This window comes from Amycolatopsis sp. lyj-346, from assembly GCF_046548975.1.
Classification (GTDB): Bacteria; Actinomycetota; Actinomycetes; order Mycobacteriales; family Pseudonocardiaceae; genus Amycolatopsis.
Genome location: NZ_JAJPWT010000001.1, coordinates 1,005,390 through 1,019,837, shown reverse-complemented (window position 1 = coordinate 1,019,837; position 14,448 = coordinate 1,005,390). Strand labels below are relative to the sequence as shown.

Sequence of the window (14,448 nt, the reverse complement as noted above, 5' to 3'; positions counted from 1 at the left end):
TCGTCCGGTCCTTCGCGCGTAGCCACGCAAGCTCCTCTCAAGCCGCGTCGAACCCTGGGTGACCCCGTTGTCACGGTCCGGGAAATCCGACCACTCCTGGCCGCTGCTTTCCTGCGGTCGTTTACGTTAACGTGTGCACGTGGCGCCGGTTGCGCACCCTCAGCGGGACGTCGCCACCAGACGAGCCCGAAGAGCACCGCGAGGAACACACGATGCCCAAGTCCAAGGTCCGCAAGAAGACCGCTTACACCCCGCCCGCTGACCGGCGCACGCCGGTGAAGGTGCGGGCTGCCGGCCCGACCGGCCTGGCCTGGAAGATCCCGATGTTCGGGCTGATGATCCTCGGCCTGGTGTGGCTGCTGGTCAACTACATCGCCGGGGACAAGATCTCCTGGATGGCCGACCTGGGGAACTGGAACTTCGCCGGCGGGTTCGCGCTGATGATCGCCGGTCTCCTCATGACCATGCGCTGGCGCTGATTATTACTCCGATCGGCGGCTTGACGTCGAATTACAGCGGTGTGACTCATCCCCAGTGTGGATAACCCCTGTGGATAACTACCCCACCTCGTGGGCGCCCCGCCCCGCCGTTGTGGTATCGGCCTGGGCGGTCACCGCCTTGCTGCTGGTCGGCGTGACAGCCGGCGCGCTGGCCGGCGACCGCGGCGGGCTGGTGCTGTTCGCGCTGGCGGCCGTCGCCGTCGGCGCGTTCGCCGGGCACGCCACCGTCGTCCGGCCCCGGCTGGCCGCCGACGCCGAAGGCCTGGTGGCCCGGACGCTGAGCGGCACGCACCGGCTGCCGTGGGCGCGGACGCGCACCCGGCTGCGCACCACCCGGCGGATGGGCCGCGACGGCGTCACGCTCGAAATCGAGCACGACGAGCAGCTGTACGTCTTCGGGTGGCTCGACCTCGGCGAGGACCCGCGGGACGTCCTGGACGTCCTCAGCACGCTGCGAGCGCGGAGCTAGCCGCAGGTGTAGTACAGGCCGACGCGGTACTGGACGAACTGGCACGTCTCGACGGGGACGGCCTGCGCGCCGCGGTAGACCAGCAGGCCGAGGAGCGCGACGACGATGATCCCCATGCCGATGGCCTGCCACCGCGCCTGGACGGACTGCGGCGCGTAGAGCAGCGCGACGGTGACCAGCGCACCGGTCACCAGGCCGCCGATGTGCCCGAAGATCGAGATGCCCGGGATGCCGAAGGTGATGAACGCGTTCAGCGCGAGCGTGATGATCAGGCCGGTGGGGTTCAGGCGCAGCTTCAGCACCGTGACCGCGTACGCGCCCATCAGGCCGAACAGCGCTCCGGACGCGCCTGCCGTGCCCGGGAAGCCGGTGGGGTCGCCGAACAGCAGCACCGCCGTGGACGCGCCGAGCATGGAGACGAAGTAGAGCGCGAGGTACCGGCCGCGCCCGCAGACCTGTTCGAGCGACCGGCCCATCATCCACAGCGAGAACATGTTGACCGCGATGTGGATCGGCCCGTAGTGCAGGAACCCGTTGGTCAGGACGCGCCACCACTCGCCGTGGCCCATGGTCGCGTCGCCGTAGAGGGTGCCGTACTGGAAGAGCGGCGACAGCTCGTTGTCGTTGAGGCTCTGCGCCTGGAACACCGTGAACAGGTAGATCACGACGTTCACCACGAGGATGACCTGGGTGACGAGCACCGACTGCGACATGCGCGCGCCGAAGACGGTGCGCTGGCCGAAGCCGGCTTCCTGGTAGCCGCGGTGCTGACGGCGTTGCTGCTGGGAGCCGCTGTGCACGCAGTCGGTGCACTGGAAGCCGACGGGGGCTTCGCGGAGGCAATCCGGGCACGCCGGACGCCCGCACCGGGAACAGCTCAGTCCGGTCGGGCGGTTCGGGTGCCACCAGCACCCGGGCAGCGCGGCTTGTTGTTCGGCGGCGGGGTTCGGCGGTTGGTTCACGATGGCACCAACCTACCGAAACCCACGCGAGGAAGCCGTCAGTGCTCGATCGTGACCTTTTCGATGACGATGTCGGTCAGCGGGCGGTCCGCCGGGCCGGTCGACGTGCGCGCGATCGTGTCGACGACCGTGCGCGAATCCTGGTCGGCCACCTCGCCGAAGATCGTGTGGCGGAAGTTGAGGTGGGTGGTCGGCGCCACGGTGATGAAGAACTGCGAGCCGTTGGTGCCGGGCCCGGCGTTGGCCATGGCCAGCAGGTACGGCTTGCTGAACTGCAGCTCCGGGTGGAACTCGTCGCCGAACTTGTAGCCGGGGCCGCCGCGGCCGGTGCCGGTCGGGTCGCCGCCCTGGAGCATGAACCCGTCGATGACCCGGTGGAAGATCGAACCGTCGTAGAACGGGCCGGAGTTCGTGCCCGCCGCGTTCGGCTGGGTGTACTCCTTGGTGCCCTCCGCGAGCCCGACGAAGTTCGCGACCGTCTTCGGCGCGTGGTCCGGGAACAGGTTCAGGTGGATGTCACCCTGGTTGGTGTGCAGCGTAGCTTTCACGAGCTTCATCGTGCCATCTGCGGCGGGCGCCGCGAAAAAGGGGCACGATAGGTTACGGGTAACAGAGCAGTGTCAAAACGAATGATGAGGTGAAGCCCATGTCCCGGGCGACAGCCCAGGCCGTCGAGACCGCCGACAAACTCGTCACCGAGGGTGTCAAGCAGGGGCGGCGCGCGCAGAAGAAGCTCGCGAAGAAGACGGAACTGACCCGCAAGGAGCTCAAGAAGAGCTCGAAGGCCGCTCGCCAGGAGGCGCTCGCGCGTCTCTCCGAGCTGCGCAAGCCGGGTCGCAAGGCGAAGAAGGCCGCCATCAAGGCCGCGAAGGCGGCCGGCGAGTCGAAGCGCCGCGGCAAGAAGGACTTCAAGGCGGCGAAGAAGGACTTCTACGCCGCTCTGTCCGAGGCCAAGTCGGCCGCCAAGGGCACCCGCAGCCGTCGCAAGTGGCCGTGGCTGCTCGGCCTGGTCGTGGTCGGCGCAGGTGCCGCCTACGCCCTCCGCTCGAAGCAGGAGCCGCCGGTCGCGCCCGCGCCGCCGAAGGCCACCCCGCCCGCGCCGAAGCCCGCCGAAGCGGCGAAGCCGACCCCGCAGGCGAACGGCAAGGCGCCGTCCGCGGCGCCGGCCGAAAAGAAGAACTGAACAGGACGCGAAGAGGCCCCCGGTGGTGCAGCCGGGGGCCTCTTCGGTCGTGCGGTGTTTCAGTGGTGCTTCAGTCTGCTCAGACGGCAGCGGCGTGCTTGTCGATCAGCTGGCCGAGACGCGGCAGCGCCTCCTCGACGTTCTTCTTGCCGTTCGGGCGCAGCTTCGAGTAGACCTTCTTGATGCTGTCGCGGCTGCTCTTCTCGGCACGCGTGTCGGTGACGCTCAGCAGCGCGTCGGAGGCCTCGTCCGAGCGGCTGGACAGGTAGGCGCCGAAGTCGTTGCCGCCCTTGGCGCGGTAGTCGCCGTAGAACGGCTCGAGCGCGGAGGCGAAGTCCGGCAGCAGCGTGTCGACGGCCGAGGGGATGATGCCCGGCTTGATCTTCTTGACCGCGGCGAAGCCGGTCTTCACGACGGCACCCGAAACGCCGCCCTTGTCCGAGACCTCGGCGTCGACGAGGGTCTCGAAGTCGGAGACGACAGCCGGGCGACGGCCGGAGTCGAGCAGGATTTCCTTGAGGGTGTCAGCCACGAATCTTGTCCTTTGTCGTTGCAGAGTTGGTGCCCCGCCCCGGGGTGGGGATCCCCGGTGGCTGCGGTGCGCGAGTCCACGAAGCCTGCGCGTGACGCACAGGGTAATACAAGATCAACATCACTCACCCGTGTGGAGGTCACTACCTAGAGCTTCAGGGCAGAGATAGCCTTCTTGACCACTGTCCGTGCCTTGACGCTCTGCTTCTGGTTCGTGGACGCGATGACCGCTGCCGACCCCTTCGCGACCGCGTAGACGGCCCCGTCGCCGGTCGACAAATAGCCACCCTTCCAGCCGGAAGGGTCGCTCGCCGGGTTGGACGAATCGAGCGGCGCCGCCTGGTTGACCAGCGCCGTCGCCGTCTTCGCGTCCCCGACGTACACCCGGACGGTGAGCTGGACCTTCCCGTCCGGGCGGTAGAAGAAGCACGCCGGGTGCGGCTGGTCGGCCGACACGCGCACCTTCGACACGTGCTGGCCGTTCGCCTCGGCCACGACTTCGCTGCCGAGGTACGGGCAGTCCTCCGTCGCGCCCGGCTGGGGGTCCGGTGGCAGGCCGCCGGCGTTGCTCGAGTTCGTGGACGCGGACGGCGGGCTGGGCGCCGCGGTGCCGGTCACGGTGGTGGCGCCGCAGCCGGCCAGCAGGGCCACGGCGGGCGCGAGAAGTACGAGTCGTCGCATAGCGCGGACAGTCAACCACGAAGCATGTGTGAAAACCGCTGGCTGACGTCGGCGTGACGACCGGACGTGCGACGATGACCCCGTGCTCACCCCGGAGCAGTACCTCGGCGCGATGGCCGAGCGCATCCAGCGGGCCGGCGGGCGGCTGAACACCGTGCAGATCGGCCCCGCCACGGCCGTCGTCGGGCTGTTCACCGAGTCGGTGATGCTCTCGACGATGAACTACTGCGTGGTCGCGGCCGCCGTCCCGGAAGTCAGCGCGGCGGCGTTGTACGACTTCACCGGGCGCGCGACGCAGCACGCCCGCGCGAACCTGACCGGCACCATGGGCTGGACGGCGGCGTCCGTCGTCATCGCCGGGCTCGTCGGCGGCCGCGTGTACCCGGACGCCGCGCAGGCCGCGTCGGCGAAGTCGGGCAACCAGTTCGGCGGCGAGACGCGGATGGTCGCGGTGGACCTCTCGGCCGGGCAGCTGTACGCGTTCGTCGGCGGCAAGTTCTGGGGCGCCGCGGTGCAGGGTTCGGTCAACGCCAAGCTGACGTACTGCTTCCCGCAGCCCGCCGAGGTCTACCAGCAGGTGCAGTGGCAGCAGGCCCAGCAGCAGTACCCCGGTCAGCAGCCGCCGATGGCCGCGCCAGCCCCGCAGGTGCCGCCCCCGCCGTACGCCGGCCCGGCCGGTCCGCAGCCGCCGGTCTACCCACCGCCGGGGCACGCGCCCCAGCAGGGTCCGTACGGTTACTGACATGGTGCAGTTGCGCGGCTGGCCGTCGTTCCCCGAAGAACTTCCCGGGTTCACGCCGGAAGGGGCGCCGCCGGACCCGCAGGCGCTGTTCCTCGAGTGGCTGACCGAAGCCGGCGAGCACGTGCTGGCGCCGCACGCCGTCACGCTGTCCACAGTGGATGCCGATGGCGCACCGGACGCGCGCGTGGTGATCCTCAAGGACGTCGGCCCGGCCGGCTGGGCGGTCGCGACCAGTTCGGAAAGCCCGAAAGGCCTCCAGCTGCAGAAGGATCCGCGCGCGGCGTTGACGTTCTTCTGGCCCGGCCGCGGCCGCCAGGTCCGGCTGCGCGGCCCGGTCTCCCCCGCCGCGCCCGGGGTGTCCGCGGCGGACTTCCTCGCCCGGCCGCCGGCGTCCCGCGTCGAGGCGTTCATCGGGAACCAGTCGCAGGTGCTGGCCGATCCGGCGGAGCTCGACGCGGCGGCCGCGGCGGCGGAACGCTGGGTGGCGGAAAACCCGGGGGTGGCCCCGGAAACGTGGACGCGGTACCTCGTCGACCCGGACGTCGTCGAGTTCTGGCAGGCCAGTCACGACCGGCGGCACGTGCGGCTGCGGTACCGGAAGTCCGGCGGCGGCTGGGTCCGCGAGCGCCTCTGGCCTTGACGGCCCCGACGCGGCGGCGTAGGCAGGAAATCCGACAAAACGGAGGCCCTGATGCGCCGGATCGTCGTCCTTGCCACCACCGCCGCGCTGTCCGCCGGGTTGCTGTCCGGCGCTTCCGCCGGTGAAACCGCCCCGCCGCGGCACCCCGCCGTCTTCGAGACGGTGTTCGCCGCGCCGCTCGGCCTGGAAGGGCTGACCACCGACGGGCGGGGCAACCTCTACACGCCGGCGCGCGGCGCCGATCCGTGCCCGGTCCACCGGGTCGCGGCCACCGGCGGTCCCGCGGCCGTCGTCGGCACGATCCCGGGGCCGTGCAACCCCGCCGGGCTGGCGTTCGACCGCCGCGGCCGGTTGTACGTGGCGAACGCGGACACCGTGGTGTCGTTCGTGCCGGACGCGGCGAACCCGCCGTCCGCGACGGTGTTCACCAGCGGCGTCCCCGGTGCGAACGGCCTGGCCTTCGACTCCTCGGGCGCGCTGTGGATCTCCGACGGCACCACCGGGCAGGGCCGGGTGTGGCGCGCGGGCGCGGACGGCGTGGCCGCCGAGCAGTTCCGCGTGCAGCCGATGGTCAGCGACGTCAACGTGGTCAACGGCGTCGGCGGAGTGGGCCGGGACGTGCGCGGCCTGCCGCCGGGGACGGTCACGATCACGCCGAACGGCCGCGCGGCGGCGGACACCGCGGGCTCGCAGCACATCGTCGCGAACGGCTTGGCCTTCACCGCCGACGGCACGCTGCTGGTCGCGGACACGGCCCGGGGCGCGCTCTGGCGCGTGCCGATGACCCGCGCGGGCCTGCCGCGCGCCACGACCGGCTGTGACGTCGCCTTCCCGCCGAACACGTTGTGCCTGGACAACGTCGAGGTGCAGCACCCGTACCTCGAAGGCGCCGACGGGATCGTCCTCGACCGCGCGGGCGGCGTCTGGACGGCGGTGAACGAGCGCAACGCGATCGTCGTGGCCCGCCGCGACGGCCGCGTGGCGGAGTACTTCCGCAACCCGGCCGACCCGACGTCGAAGCTGCGCAACGGCGGGCCGCTGGAGTTCCCGACCAGCCCGGTGCTCCTGCCGGACGGCCGCCTGTGCGTCACGCAGTCCGACGGCAACCGCCGCGACAACGTCCCCAACACCGCGGGCGAAGCCGCCCCCGCGGGTGCGGTGCGGGCGAAGATCTCCTGCGTCAAACCCTGATCGGGGGTATCGCGGGCGCGGGCGGCTGTGCGCATGATGCACGCATGCGCTCGAAGATGCTGACCGCCGGGCTGGTCCTGGCGCTGACCGCCGCACTCGGGGGTGCGGCCCCGGCCGATGCGCGTCCTGGGGGACGACCGAAGCTGGCGGATCCGCACCCGTGCCCGGGACAGCCGGGCTTCACGTGCTCGACCCTGACCGTGCCGCTCGACCACACCGGCCGGGTGCCGGGCACGCTCGACCTGCCCGTCGCGACCGCGGACAACGCGAACGCGCCCAAGGGCGTCCTGCTGTTCCTCACCGGCGGCCCCGGGCAGGGCGGCGTCGGCACCATCACGCGGATCGCCAAGCAGCGGCTGCCGGAAGTCGCGCAGGACTACCGGATCGTCATGCTGGACCAGCGCGGCACCGGGCCGTCGGGCGCGTTGAAGTGCCCCGGCCTGCAGGCGCAGGTGGGCAGTTCGGACATCGCGACCCCGTCGGCCGACGCGGTGCAGGAGTGCGCGCGCATCCTCGGCGACACGGCACCGCTGTACTCGACCGACCAGAGCGTGGCCGACTTCGACCGGCTCCGGCAGGCACTGGGCGTGCCGAAGCTCGTCGTCGACGGCGTTTCCTACGGCTCCTTCACGGCGGCGCGGTACGCGATCGCGCACCCGGACCACGTCAGCAAGGTCATCCTCGATTCGGTGCTGCCGCACCACGCGACGGCGTCGGCTTCGCTGTACCTGACGGGCTTGACGGCGGAGGCCCGCGTGCTGCGCGAGGCCTGCGCGGTGGCCCCGGCCTGCGGCTACGACCCGGCCGAGGACCTGGCGTGGGTGGTCCGCCACCGCGGCACGGCGGACGGCGTCCGGATCTTCGACACGATCGTGTCGTACGAATTCGCGGACCCGACCTACCGCAACCCGGCAGCGGGCGACATCATCGGCGCCCTCCACGAAGCCCGCGGCGGCGCCCCGGCCCGCCTCGACGGTCTCCTCGCCGCGTACCAGCCCGGCGGCGACGACCCGGCAGCGTTCAGCGCCGGCCTCCACGCGGCCACGCTGTGCGCGGACGGCCGGTTCCCGTGGGGTTCCGCGGCGACGCCGATCGCGCTCCGCCGTCCGCTGCTGTCCCTGGCCTCCCGCACGCTCCCGGACTCGGCGACCTGGCCGTACACGACGGGTGTGGCCACGCAGCAGGGGTTCATCCAGACCTGCCTGCCGTGGCCGGCGGAACGTCCGGCGTCGAACCCGGCCGGGCCGCTGCCGGACGTCCCGGTGCTGCTGCTCAACGGCGACCGCGACCTGTCGACGCCGCTGGAGTGGGCCCGCGAGGAAGCGGCCCAGGCCCCGCGGGGCCGGCTGGTGATCGTGCCGGGCGAGTCGCACTCGATCCAGAACCGCGAGCGCGGCCACGCGGGACGGGACGCGGTGATCAGCTTCCTGCGGTCCACGTGACCGGCAGTTCGTGGACGCCGTAGATGTTCATGTCCGTGCGCAGCTTCACTTCCCCGGCCGGAACCGCCAGCGCCAGGGTCGGGAAGCGGCGCAGCAGGCCTTCGAACCCGGCCCGCATCTCGATGCGGGCCAGTTGCTGGCCCAGGCACTGGTGCACGCCGTGGCCGAAGGACAGGAGGCCGCGGGCGTTGCGGCGGATGTCCAGGGTGTCCGGGTTTTCGAAGCGCCGGGGATCGCGGTTGGCGGCCAGTAGCGAGACGACGACCGTCGAGCCCTTGGTGATCGTCTCCCCGCCGAGTTCGAGGTCCTCCGTGGCGTAGCGGAAGAAGAGGTCGGCCACGGCCAGGTAGCGCAGCAGCTCCTCCACGGCACCGGGCAGCAGTTCCGCGTCGGCGGTCAGTTCGGCGCGTTGTCCGGGGTGCTCCAGCAGCGCGAACGTGCCGAGGGACAGCATGTTGGCCGTCGTCTCGTGGCCGGCGAGGAGCAGCAGGAACGCCGCGCCGGTCAGCTCTTCGACGGTCAGGTCGTCGTGGCGGGCCAGGTCGGACAGGATGTCCTCGCCGGGCTCGGCGCGCTTGCTCGTGACCAGTTCGGACAGGTACGTGTTCAGCGCGATGTACGCGCCCATCTTCTCCTCGAGCGTCTGCTCCCGGAGCATGAACTGGGCCGAGTTCGCCTGGAACGTCTCCCGGTCCGCGTACGGCACGCCGAGCAGCTCGCAGATCACCAGCGACGGCACCGGGAGCGCGAACTCCTTGACCAGGTCGACCGGCGGGGCCAGCCGCGCCAGGTGGTCCAGCTGCCGCTCGACGACGTCGGTGATGTGCTCCTCCAGCTGCTTCATCCGCTTGACGGTGAAGGCGCCGGTGAGCTTGCGGCGCAGCCGGCCGTGGTCCGGCGGGTCCATGGCGACGAACATGCCCGGCATCGGCGGGGACGGCTCGGTGGCGGCGGGCATGCCCGTCTCGTACGGCACGTGGATGACGTCGAGGTCCAGGCGGGAGCTGAACCGCGTGTCGGCCATCATCTGCCGGACCTCTTCGTAGCCGGTGACGAGCCAGCCCTCGTGCCCGTCGGGGAACACCAGCGGGCTGACCGGGCGGGCGTCGCGCAGCCGGGTGAGCGCGCTCGGCGGGTCGAAGGGCCCCGCGTCGCGGTCCATGGGGAGTCCGTGCGGGACGTCGGCCGTCTGGCTCATCGGAGTTCCTTTCGTGGTGTGTGCCGACGACGATCGCCGAGCGGGCTGACACGGGCCTGACACGCCTCGGACACCGACGCCCGTGGCAAGATCGCCAGGTGCAGATCGGGATCCTGGGGCCCTTCGAAGTGCGCACGGACGACGGCGCGCTCGCCGATGTGCCGGGCGCCCGGCTGCGCGGGCTGCTGGTCGCGCTCGCGCTCGAACCGGGGCAGGTGGTCCCGAAGGGGACGCTCGTCGACTGGATCTGGGGTGAGCAGCCGCCCGCCGAGGCGCCGAACGCCTTGCAACGCCTGGTTTCCCGGCTGCGGAAGGCACTGCCGGAAGGCTCGGTCGACGGCCGCCCGACCGGCTACCGGCTGGTGGTGGCGCCCGACGACGTCGACGCCGTGCGTTTCGAGCGGCTCGTCGGCCAGGCCGGCAAGGAAGACGATCCGCGGCGGCTGCGGGAGGCGCTCGCCCTCTGGCGCGGTCCGGCCGCCCAAGACGTCGACCTGCCGGAAAGCGCGGCGTTCCAGGCCGCGGTCACCCGGCTCGAAGGCCTGCGCCTGGCCGCACTGGAGGACCGGTTCGACGCGGAGGTCCGGCTGGGCCACGGCGCGGAACTGGTCACCGAGCTGACCGACCTGGTCGCCGCGAATCCGATGCGGGAACGGCTCGTCGCCGCGTTGATGCGCGCCCTCGTCGCGACCGGCCGCGACACCGAAGCACTGCTCGTGTACGAGCGCACGCGGGAAACCCTGGCCGACACGCTGGGCGTCGACCCGTCACCGGAGCTGGCCGAAGTGCACGTGGCGCTGCTGCGCGGCGAGCTCGGACGGCGGGAGGAGACCCGGAAGACCAACCTGCGGGCCGAGCTGACGAGCTTCGTCGGCAAGGACGCCGACGTCGCCGCGGTCCGCGAGCTCATCGCCGAACACCGGCTCACCACGCTGATCGGGCCGGGCGGGTCGGGGAAGACCAGGCAGGCCACGGAAACCGCGCGCACGCTGCTCGGCGATCTGCCGGACGGCGCGTGGCTGGTCGAGCTGGCGGGCATCGGGGCCGGCGACGACGTGGCCCAGGCGACGCTGGGTGCGCTCAAGCTGCGGGATTCGCTCGTCGGCGAGGCACCGGATGCCGAGCCGACGGACCGGGTCATTGCCGCCCTGCGCGAGCGGTCGATGCTGCTGGTACTGGACAACTGCGAGCACGTCATCGAGTCGGCGGCGGCGTTCGCGCACCGGGTGCTCGGCGAGTGCCGCCGGCTGCGGATCCTCGCGACCAGCCGGGAACCGCTCGGCATCACCGGTGAGGCGCTGTGGCAGGTCGCGCCGCTGGTCCTGCCCGCGGAGAACGCGGACGACGCCGAAATCGAGTCCGCTCCGGCCGTCCGGCTGCTGCGCGACCGGGCCGGCGCGGTGCGCAAGGACCTCGCGGCGGACGCCCGCACCCTGGCCCGCGTCTGCCGTGCGCTGGACGGGATGCCACTGGCCATCGAGCTCGCCGCGGCGCGCCTGCGCACGATGTCGCTCGACCAGCTCGCGCACCGGCTCGACGACCGGTTCCGCCTGCTGACCGGCGGCAGCCGGACCGCGCTCCCGCGGCACCGGACGCTGCGCGCGGTGATCGACTGGAGCTGGGAGCTGCTGTCCGACGCCGAACGCGTGGTGCTGCGCCGGCTTTCGGTGTTCTCCGGCGGGGCGAGTCTGGAGGCGGCCGAGCGGGTCTGCGGCAGCGACGAGGTGCTCGACCTGCTGACGTCGCTGACCGAGAAGTCGCTGGTGGTCGTCGTGGGCGAAGACGCCCCGCGCTACCGCATGCTCGGCACCATCAAGGAGTACGCCGAGCAGCGGCTCGCGGAGGCCGGCGAGACGGACGTCGCCCGGCGCGCCCACCTCGCGTACTTCACGGAGCTCGCCGAAACAGCGGAGCCGCACCTGCGCCGTGCCGAGCAGCTGGCGTGGCTCGGCGTGCTCGAAGCGGAGCACGACAACCTCACTGCGGCGATGCGCGGCGCACTCGCGGCGGGCGAGGCGGCCGAAGCGATGCGGCTCGCGGCGACCGCCGGCTGGTACTGGTGGCTCGCCGGGCACCGGGCGGAGGGCAACGAGCTGATCATGGCGGCCACCGCCCTGCCCGGCGAGGTGCCGGACGAGATCCGCGGGGTGGTCTACACGTTCGTCGTCCAGTTCGTGACGTCCGGGCAGCAGAGCGACGAGTACCGGGCGGAGGACTGGATCCGCAAGGCGTACGAGATCAGCCGCCGGGTCGAAAACCCGCGGCTGGCGTTGCGCTTCGCCGCCGCGCTGGAACGCCTGCTGCACGGACCCGACGCGGCGCTGACGGCGTTCGAACCGCTGCTCGCCGACGAGGACCCGTGGGTGCGCGCGGTGGCCCGGTTGCAGCTGGGCAAGATGCGCATCCAGTTCGGCCACGGCGACCAGGCCGCGGACGCGCTTGTCGAGGCGGCGGTCGCCGAGTTCCGCGCGCTCGGTGAGCGGTGGGGCACGTCGTTCGCCCTGACCGAGCTGGCGGACCGCATCGCCGTGCGCGGTGAGTTCGCCGAAGCCTGCGAGTACTACGAGCAGGCCGTCGAGGTCGTGACCGAGGTCGGCGCCATCGAGGACGTCGTGCGGATGCGGTCGCGGCAGGCCCAGCTGTACTGGCTGCTGGGCGACGAGAAGGCGAGCGCGGCGGCGTTGGCCGGGGCTCAGCGGGCCGCGGAGCGCGTCGCCTGGCCGAACGCACTGGCCGAGCTGGCGCTGGCCAAGGCGGAACTCGCCCGCTGGCGCGGCGACAGCGGCCAGGCCCGCCGTCAGCTCGACGTCGCCACGACGATGCTGGGCGACGACGCCCGGCGCCCGAGCGTCCAAGCCGTGGCCCAGGACCTCCTCGGCTACCTCGCCGAGGACCTCGGCGAGGCCCTTGCGCACCGCGCGGCGGCGTTCGAAGCGGCGACCGAGGCGGGGCACCCGCTCACGATCGCGCAGGTCCTGATCGGTCTCGCGGACCTGGCGCTGCGCGGCGGGCAGGACGAACAGGCCGCGCGGTTGCTCGGGGCGAGCGCGGGCGTCCGTGGCCTGCTCGACCGGTCGCACCCGGACGTGGCCCGCATCGAGGAGACCACCCGGCGTCGCCTCGGTGACCTGGGGTTCACCGAGGCGACGCGGGCGGGCGCGGAGGCGGGCTGGCCGGAGCTGGCCGCGGTCACGCTCGCTTCTTGAAGGTGGACGTCGCCCACAGGTAGCCGACGACGGCGATCCCGGCGCACCAGGCGAGGGCGGCGAGCAGGGTGCCGGTGGCCGGCGTCCCGTTGAGCAGCCCGCGCAGGGTTTCGATGATCGGCGTGAACGGCTGGTATTCGGCGAACTGCTTGAGGCCGGGGCCCATCTTGTCCGCCGGCACGATCGCGCTGCTGAAGAACGGGAGCATGACCAGCGGCACCGAAGCCAGGCCCGCCGTTTCCGGCGATTTCGCCGCCAGCCCCAGCGCGATCGTCAGCCAGCCGGTCGCGAACCCGAGCAGCACGACGACGCCGACCGCGCCGAGCCAGCCGAGGAAGCCCGCCGCCGGGTCGAAGCCCAGCAGGAAGGCCACGCCGAGGAGGGCCGCGATGGCGACCAGGTTGGTCAGCACGCTGGCGACGACGTGCCCGGTCAGCACCGCGCCGCGCGAGACGTCCATGACCTTGAAGCGGTTGATGATGCCCTTGGTCATGTCGGAGTTCACCGCGGTCGCGGTGGCGCCGAGCCCGTAACAGACGGCCAGCAGCATCAGCCCCGGCGTTGCGTAGTCGACGTAGTTCACGCCGACGCTGAACGCGTCGCCGAACATGTAGACGAACATCAGCATGACGACGACCGGCATCAGGATCGCGTTGAACACCGACATCGGGTTCCGGGCGATGTGCTTGAAGTTGCGGCGCAGCATCACCATCGAGTGGGACTTCATTTCGCGGGAACCTCCGTGGCGTGGCCCGTCAGGGCGAGGAAGACGTCGTCGAGATCAGGGGTGTGAACGGACAGCTCTTCGGCGCTGAGCGCGTATTCGTCGAGTCTGTCCAAAAGGGACCGAAGCGATTTCGTGCCACCGTCGCTGGGCACGCGCAGCACCATGGCTTCGTCGTCCCGGGTGCCGTCGGTGAGCACGCGCGCGGCCGCGTCGAGCCCGGCGGCGGTGGTGAACCGGAGCCGGACGTGGGTGCCGGGAATCCGGCGCTTCAGTTCGTCGGCAGTGCCCTGGGCAACCAGCCGCCCCTGGTCGAGCACGGCGATGCGGTCGGCGAGCTGGTCGGCTTCCTCGAGGTACTGGGTGGTGAGGAAGATGGTGACGCCGTCGGCGACCAGGTCGCGGATGATGGCCCACATGGTCCGGCGGCTGCGCGGGTCGAGGCCGGTGGTCGGCTCGTCGAGGAAGATGATCCGCGGCTGGCCGACGAGCGTCATGGCGAGGTCGAGCTTCCGCCGCATGCCCCCGGAGTAGGTCGACGCGGGCTTCTGCGCCGCCTCGGCGAGTTCGAAGCGCTCCAGCAGCTCGGCGACGGTCTTCTTACCCCTGCCGGCCCGGTTCAGGTCGACCATCAGCTGCAGGTTTTCCTGCCCGGTAAGAAGTTCGTCCACGGCGGCGAACTGCCCGGTGACACCGATCGCCGCCCGCACGGCCTTGGCTTCGGTGGCAACGTCGTGCCCGGCAACACGAATCGTGCCGGCGTCGGCCTTGGCCAGCGTGGTGAGCACGTTGACGGTGGTGGTCTTGCCGGCCCCGTTCGGGCCGAGCAGTGAGAAGATCGTCCCGGCCTCGACTTCGAGGTCAACGCCGTCGAGGACGGTTTTGTCTTGGTAGGCCTTCCGAAGTCCGGAGGCCGTGATCGCCAGGTCTGTCATGGGAACCACTGTCGAGCGACGGCCTGACACCGACCTGACACGAA

At 71.5% G+C, this 14,448-nt stretch carries 15 protein-coding genes; 8 read left to right on the top strand and 7 right to left on the bottom strand.

Annotated features, from left to right (window positions below; genetic code table 11):
- Positions 1-212 precede the first annotated feature (212 nt).
- Positions 213-479: a cell division protein CrgA gene (gene crgA / locus ACLJQE_RS04965; protein ID WP_176173814.1), complete on the top strand. Its 267-nt coding sequence runs from the start codon at positions 213-215 to the stop codon at positions 477-479.
- 70 nt (positions 480-549) lie between these two features.
- Entirely contained in the window at positions 550-969 is a 420-nt protein-coding gene (locus ACLJQE_RS04960) for a PH domain-containing protein (protein WP_410637742.1), read from the top strand.
- Here the strand turns inward: ACLJQE_RS04960 and ACLJQE_RS04955 are convergent.
- Positions 966-1,931, bottom strand: a complete 966-nt coding sequence (locus ACLJQE_RS04955) for a rhomboid family intramembrane serine protease (protein ID WP_410637741.1) — start codon at positions 1,929-1,931, stop codon at positions 966-968. The two genes, ACLJQE_RS04960 and ACLJQE_RS04955, sit on opposite strands and share 4 nt — an antisense overlap.
- Before the next feature lie 38 nt (positions 1,932-1,969).
- Positions 1,970-2,488, bottom strand: coding sequence for a peptidylprolyl isomerase (locus tag ACLJQE_RS04950; protein ID WP_410637739.1), 519 nt, complete (start codon positions 2,486-2,488; stop codon positions 1,970-1,972).
- Between the two features lie 89 nt (positions 2,489-2,577).
- On the opposite strand from ACLJQE_RS04950, the gene ACLJQE_RS04945 reads away from it, so the two are divergent.
- Positions 2,578-3,114 carry a hypothetical protein gene (locus tag ACLJQE_RS04945; protein WP_285987524.1) on the top strand — a complete coding sequence of 179 codons (537 nt, stop codon included), beginning with the start codon at positions 2,578-2,580 and terminating at the stop codon, positions 3,112-3,114.
- A 79-nt stretch (positions 3,115-3,193) separates the two neighbouring features.
- Here the strand turns inward: ACLJQE_RS04945 and ACLJQE_RS04940 are convergent, their stop codons facing one another.
- Positions 3,194-3,646, bottom strand: a complete 453-nt coding sequence (locus ACLJQE_RS04940; RefSeq protein ID WP_410637738.1) for a DUF6918 family protein — start codon at positions 3,644-3,646, stop codon at positions 3,194-3,196.
- 146 nt (positions 3,647-3,792) lie between these two features.
- Entirely contained in the window at positions 3,793-4,326 is a 534-nt protein-coding gene (locus ACLJQE_RS04935; protein ID WP_410637737.1) for a DUF2020 domain-containing protein, read from the bottom strand.
- An 82-nt stretch (positions 4,327-4,408) separates the two neighbouring features.
- On the opposite strand from ACLJQE_RS04935, the gene ACLJQE_RS04930 reads away from it, so the two are divergent.
- Genes ACLJQE_RS04930 through ACLJQE_RS04915 form a run of 4 tightly spaced genes read left to right on the top strand, consistent with a single transcriptional unit; the run spans position 4,409 to position 8,341 of the window.
- Positions 4,409-5,068 carry a hypothetical protein gene (locus ACLJQE_RS04930; RefSeq protein ID WP_410637736.1) on the top strand — a complete coding sequence of 220 codons (660 nt, stop codon included), beginning with the start codon at positions 4,409-4,411 and terminating at the stop codon, positions 5,066-5,068.
- 1 nt (position 5,069) lies between these two features.
- The gene (locus ACLJQE_RS04925; protein ID WP_410637735.1) at positions 5,070-5,708 is read left to right on the top strand and encodes a pyridoxal 5'-phosphate synthase; all 639 of its coding nucleotides are present in this window, start codon (positions 5,070-5,072) and stop codon (positions 5,706-5,708) included.
- A 51-nt stretch (positions 5,709-5,759) separates the two neighbouring features.
- Positions 5,760-6,899 (top strand): SMP-30/gluconolactonase/LRE family protein, encoded by a 1,140-nt coding sequence (locus tag ACLJQE_RS04920; RefSeq protein ID WP_410637734.1) that lies wholly within the window; start codon positions 5,760-5,762, stop codon positions 6,897-6,899.
- Positions 6,900-6,943: 44 nt separating this feature from the next.
- A complete protein-coding gene (locus ACLJQE_RS04915; RefSeq protein ID WP_410637733.1) occupies positions 6,944-8,341 on the top strand; it encodes an alpha/beta fold hydrolase in 1,398 nt (465 codons plus the stop codon).
- Here ACLJQE_RS04915 and ACLJQE_RS04910 read toward each other — a convergent pair.
- On the bottom strand, positions 8,319-9,539 hold the full coding sequence (locus ACLJQE_RS04910) for a cytochrome P450 (protein WP_410637731.1): 1,221 nt from the start codon (positions 9,537-9,539) through the stop codon (positions 8,319-8,321). The two genes, ACLJQE_RS04915 and ACLJQE_RS04910, sit on opposite strands and share 23 nt — an antisense overlap.
- 98 nt (positions 9,540-9,637) lie before the next feature.
- Here ACLJQE_RS04910 and ACLJQE_RS04905 point away from each other — a divergent pair, with 98 nt between their 5' ends.
- Positions 9,638-12,745 (top strand): BTAD domain-containing putative transcriptional regulator, encoded by a 3,108-nt coding sequence (locus ACLJQE_RS04905; RefSeq protein ID WP_410637730.1) that lies wholly within the window; start codon positions 9,638-9,640, stop codon positions 12,743-12,745.
- Here the strand turns inward: ACLJQE_RS04905 and ACLJQE_RS04900 are convergent.
- Together ACLJQE_RS04900 and ACLJQE_RS04895 are read right to left on the bottom strand one after the other, a co-directional pair.
- Entirely contained in the window at positions 12,729-13,472 is a 744-nt protein-coding gene (locus ACLJQE_RS04900; RefSeq protein WP_410637729.1) for an ABC transporter permease, read from the bottom strand. The two genes, ACLJQE_RS04905 and ACLJQE_RS04900, sit on opposite strands and share 17 nt — an antisense overlap.
- Complete coding sequence (locus ACLJQE_RS04895) at positions 13,469-14,404, bottom strand: ATP-binding cassette domain-containing protein (RefSeq protein ID WP_410637728.1); 936 nt, start codon at positions 14,402-14,404, stop codon at positions 13,469-13,471. The genes ACLJQE_RS04900 and ACLJQE_RS04895 overlap by 4 nt, the downstream gene beginning before the upstream one ends.
- Between the last annotated feature and the right edge of the window lie 44 nt (positions 14,405-14,448).

What these genes read in the sequence shown, in the direction of transcription:
- ACLJQE_RS04950 (WP_410637739.1), bottom strand. Translation starts at nt 2,488, where the DNA reads ATGAAGCTCGTGAAAGCTACGCTGCACACCAACCAGGGTGACATCCAC.
- ACLJQE_RS04895 (WP_410637728.1), bottom strand. Translation starts at nt 14,404, where the DNA reads ATGACAGACCTGGCGATCACGGCCTCCGGACTTCGGAAGGCCTACCAA.
- ACLJQE_RS04910 (WP_410637731.1), bottom strand. Translation starts at nt 9,539, where the DNA reads ATGAGCCAGACGGCCGACGTCCCGCACGGACTCCCCATGGACCGCGAC.
- ACLJQE_RS04945 (WP_285987524.1), top strand. Translation starts at nt 2,578, where the DNA reads ATGTCCCGGGCGACAGCCCAGGCCGTCGAGACCGCCGACAAACTCGTC.
- ACLJQE_RS04915 (WP_410637733.1), top strand. Translation starts at nt 6,944, where the DNA reads ATGCGCTCGAAGATGCTGACCGCCGGGCTGGTCCTGGCGCTGACCGCC.
- crgA (WP_176173814.1), top strand. Translation starts at nt 213, where the DNA reads ATGCCCAAGTCCAAGGTCCGCAAGAAGACCGCTTACACCCCGCCCGCT.
- ACLJQE_RS04925 (WP_410637735.1), top strand. Translation starts at nt 5,070, where the DNA reads ATGGTGCAGTTGCGCGGCTGGCCGTCGTTCCCCGAAGAACTTCCCGGG.
- ACLJQE_RS04920 (WP_410637734.1), top strand. Translation starts at nt 5,760, where the DNA reads ATGCGCCGGATCGTCGTCCTTGCCACCACCGCCGCGCTGTCCGCCGGG.
- ACLJQE_RS04935 (WP_410637737.1), bottom strand. Translation starts at nt 4,326, where the DNA reads ATGCGACGACTCGTACTTCTCGCGCCCGCCGTGGCCCTGCTGGCCGGC.
- ACLJQE_RS04900 (WP_410637729.1), bottom strand. Translation starts at nt 13,472, where the DNA reads ATGAAGTCCCACTCGATGGTGATGCTGCGCCGCAACTTCAAGCACATC.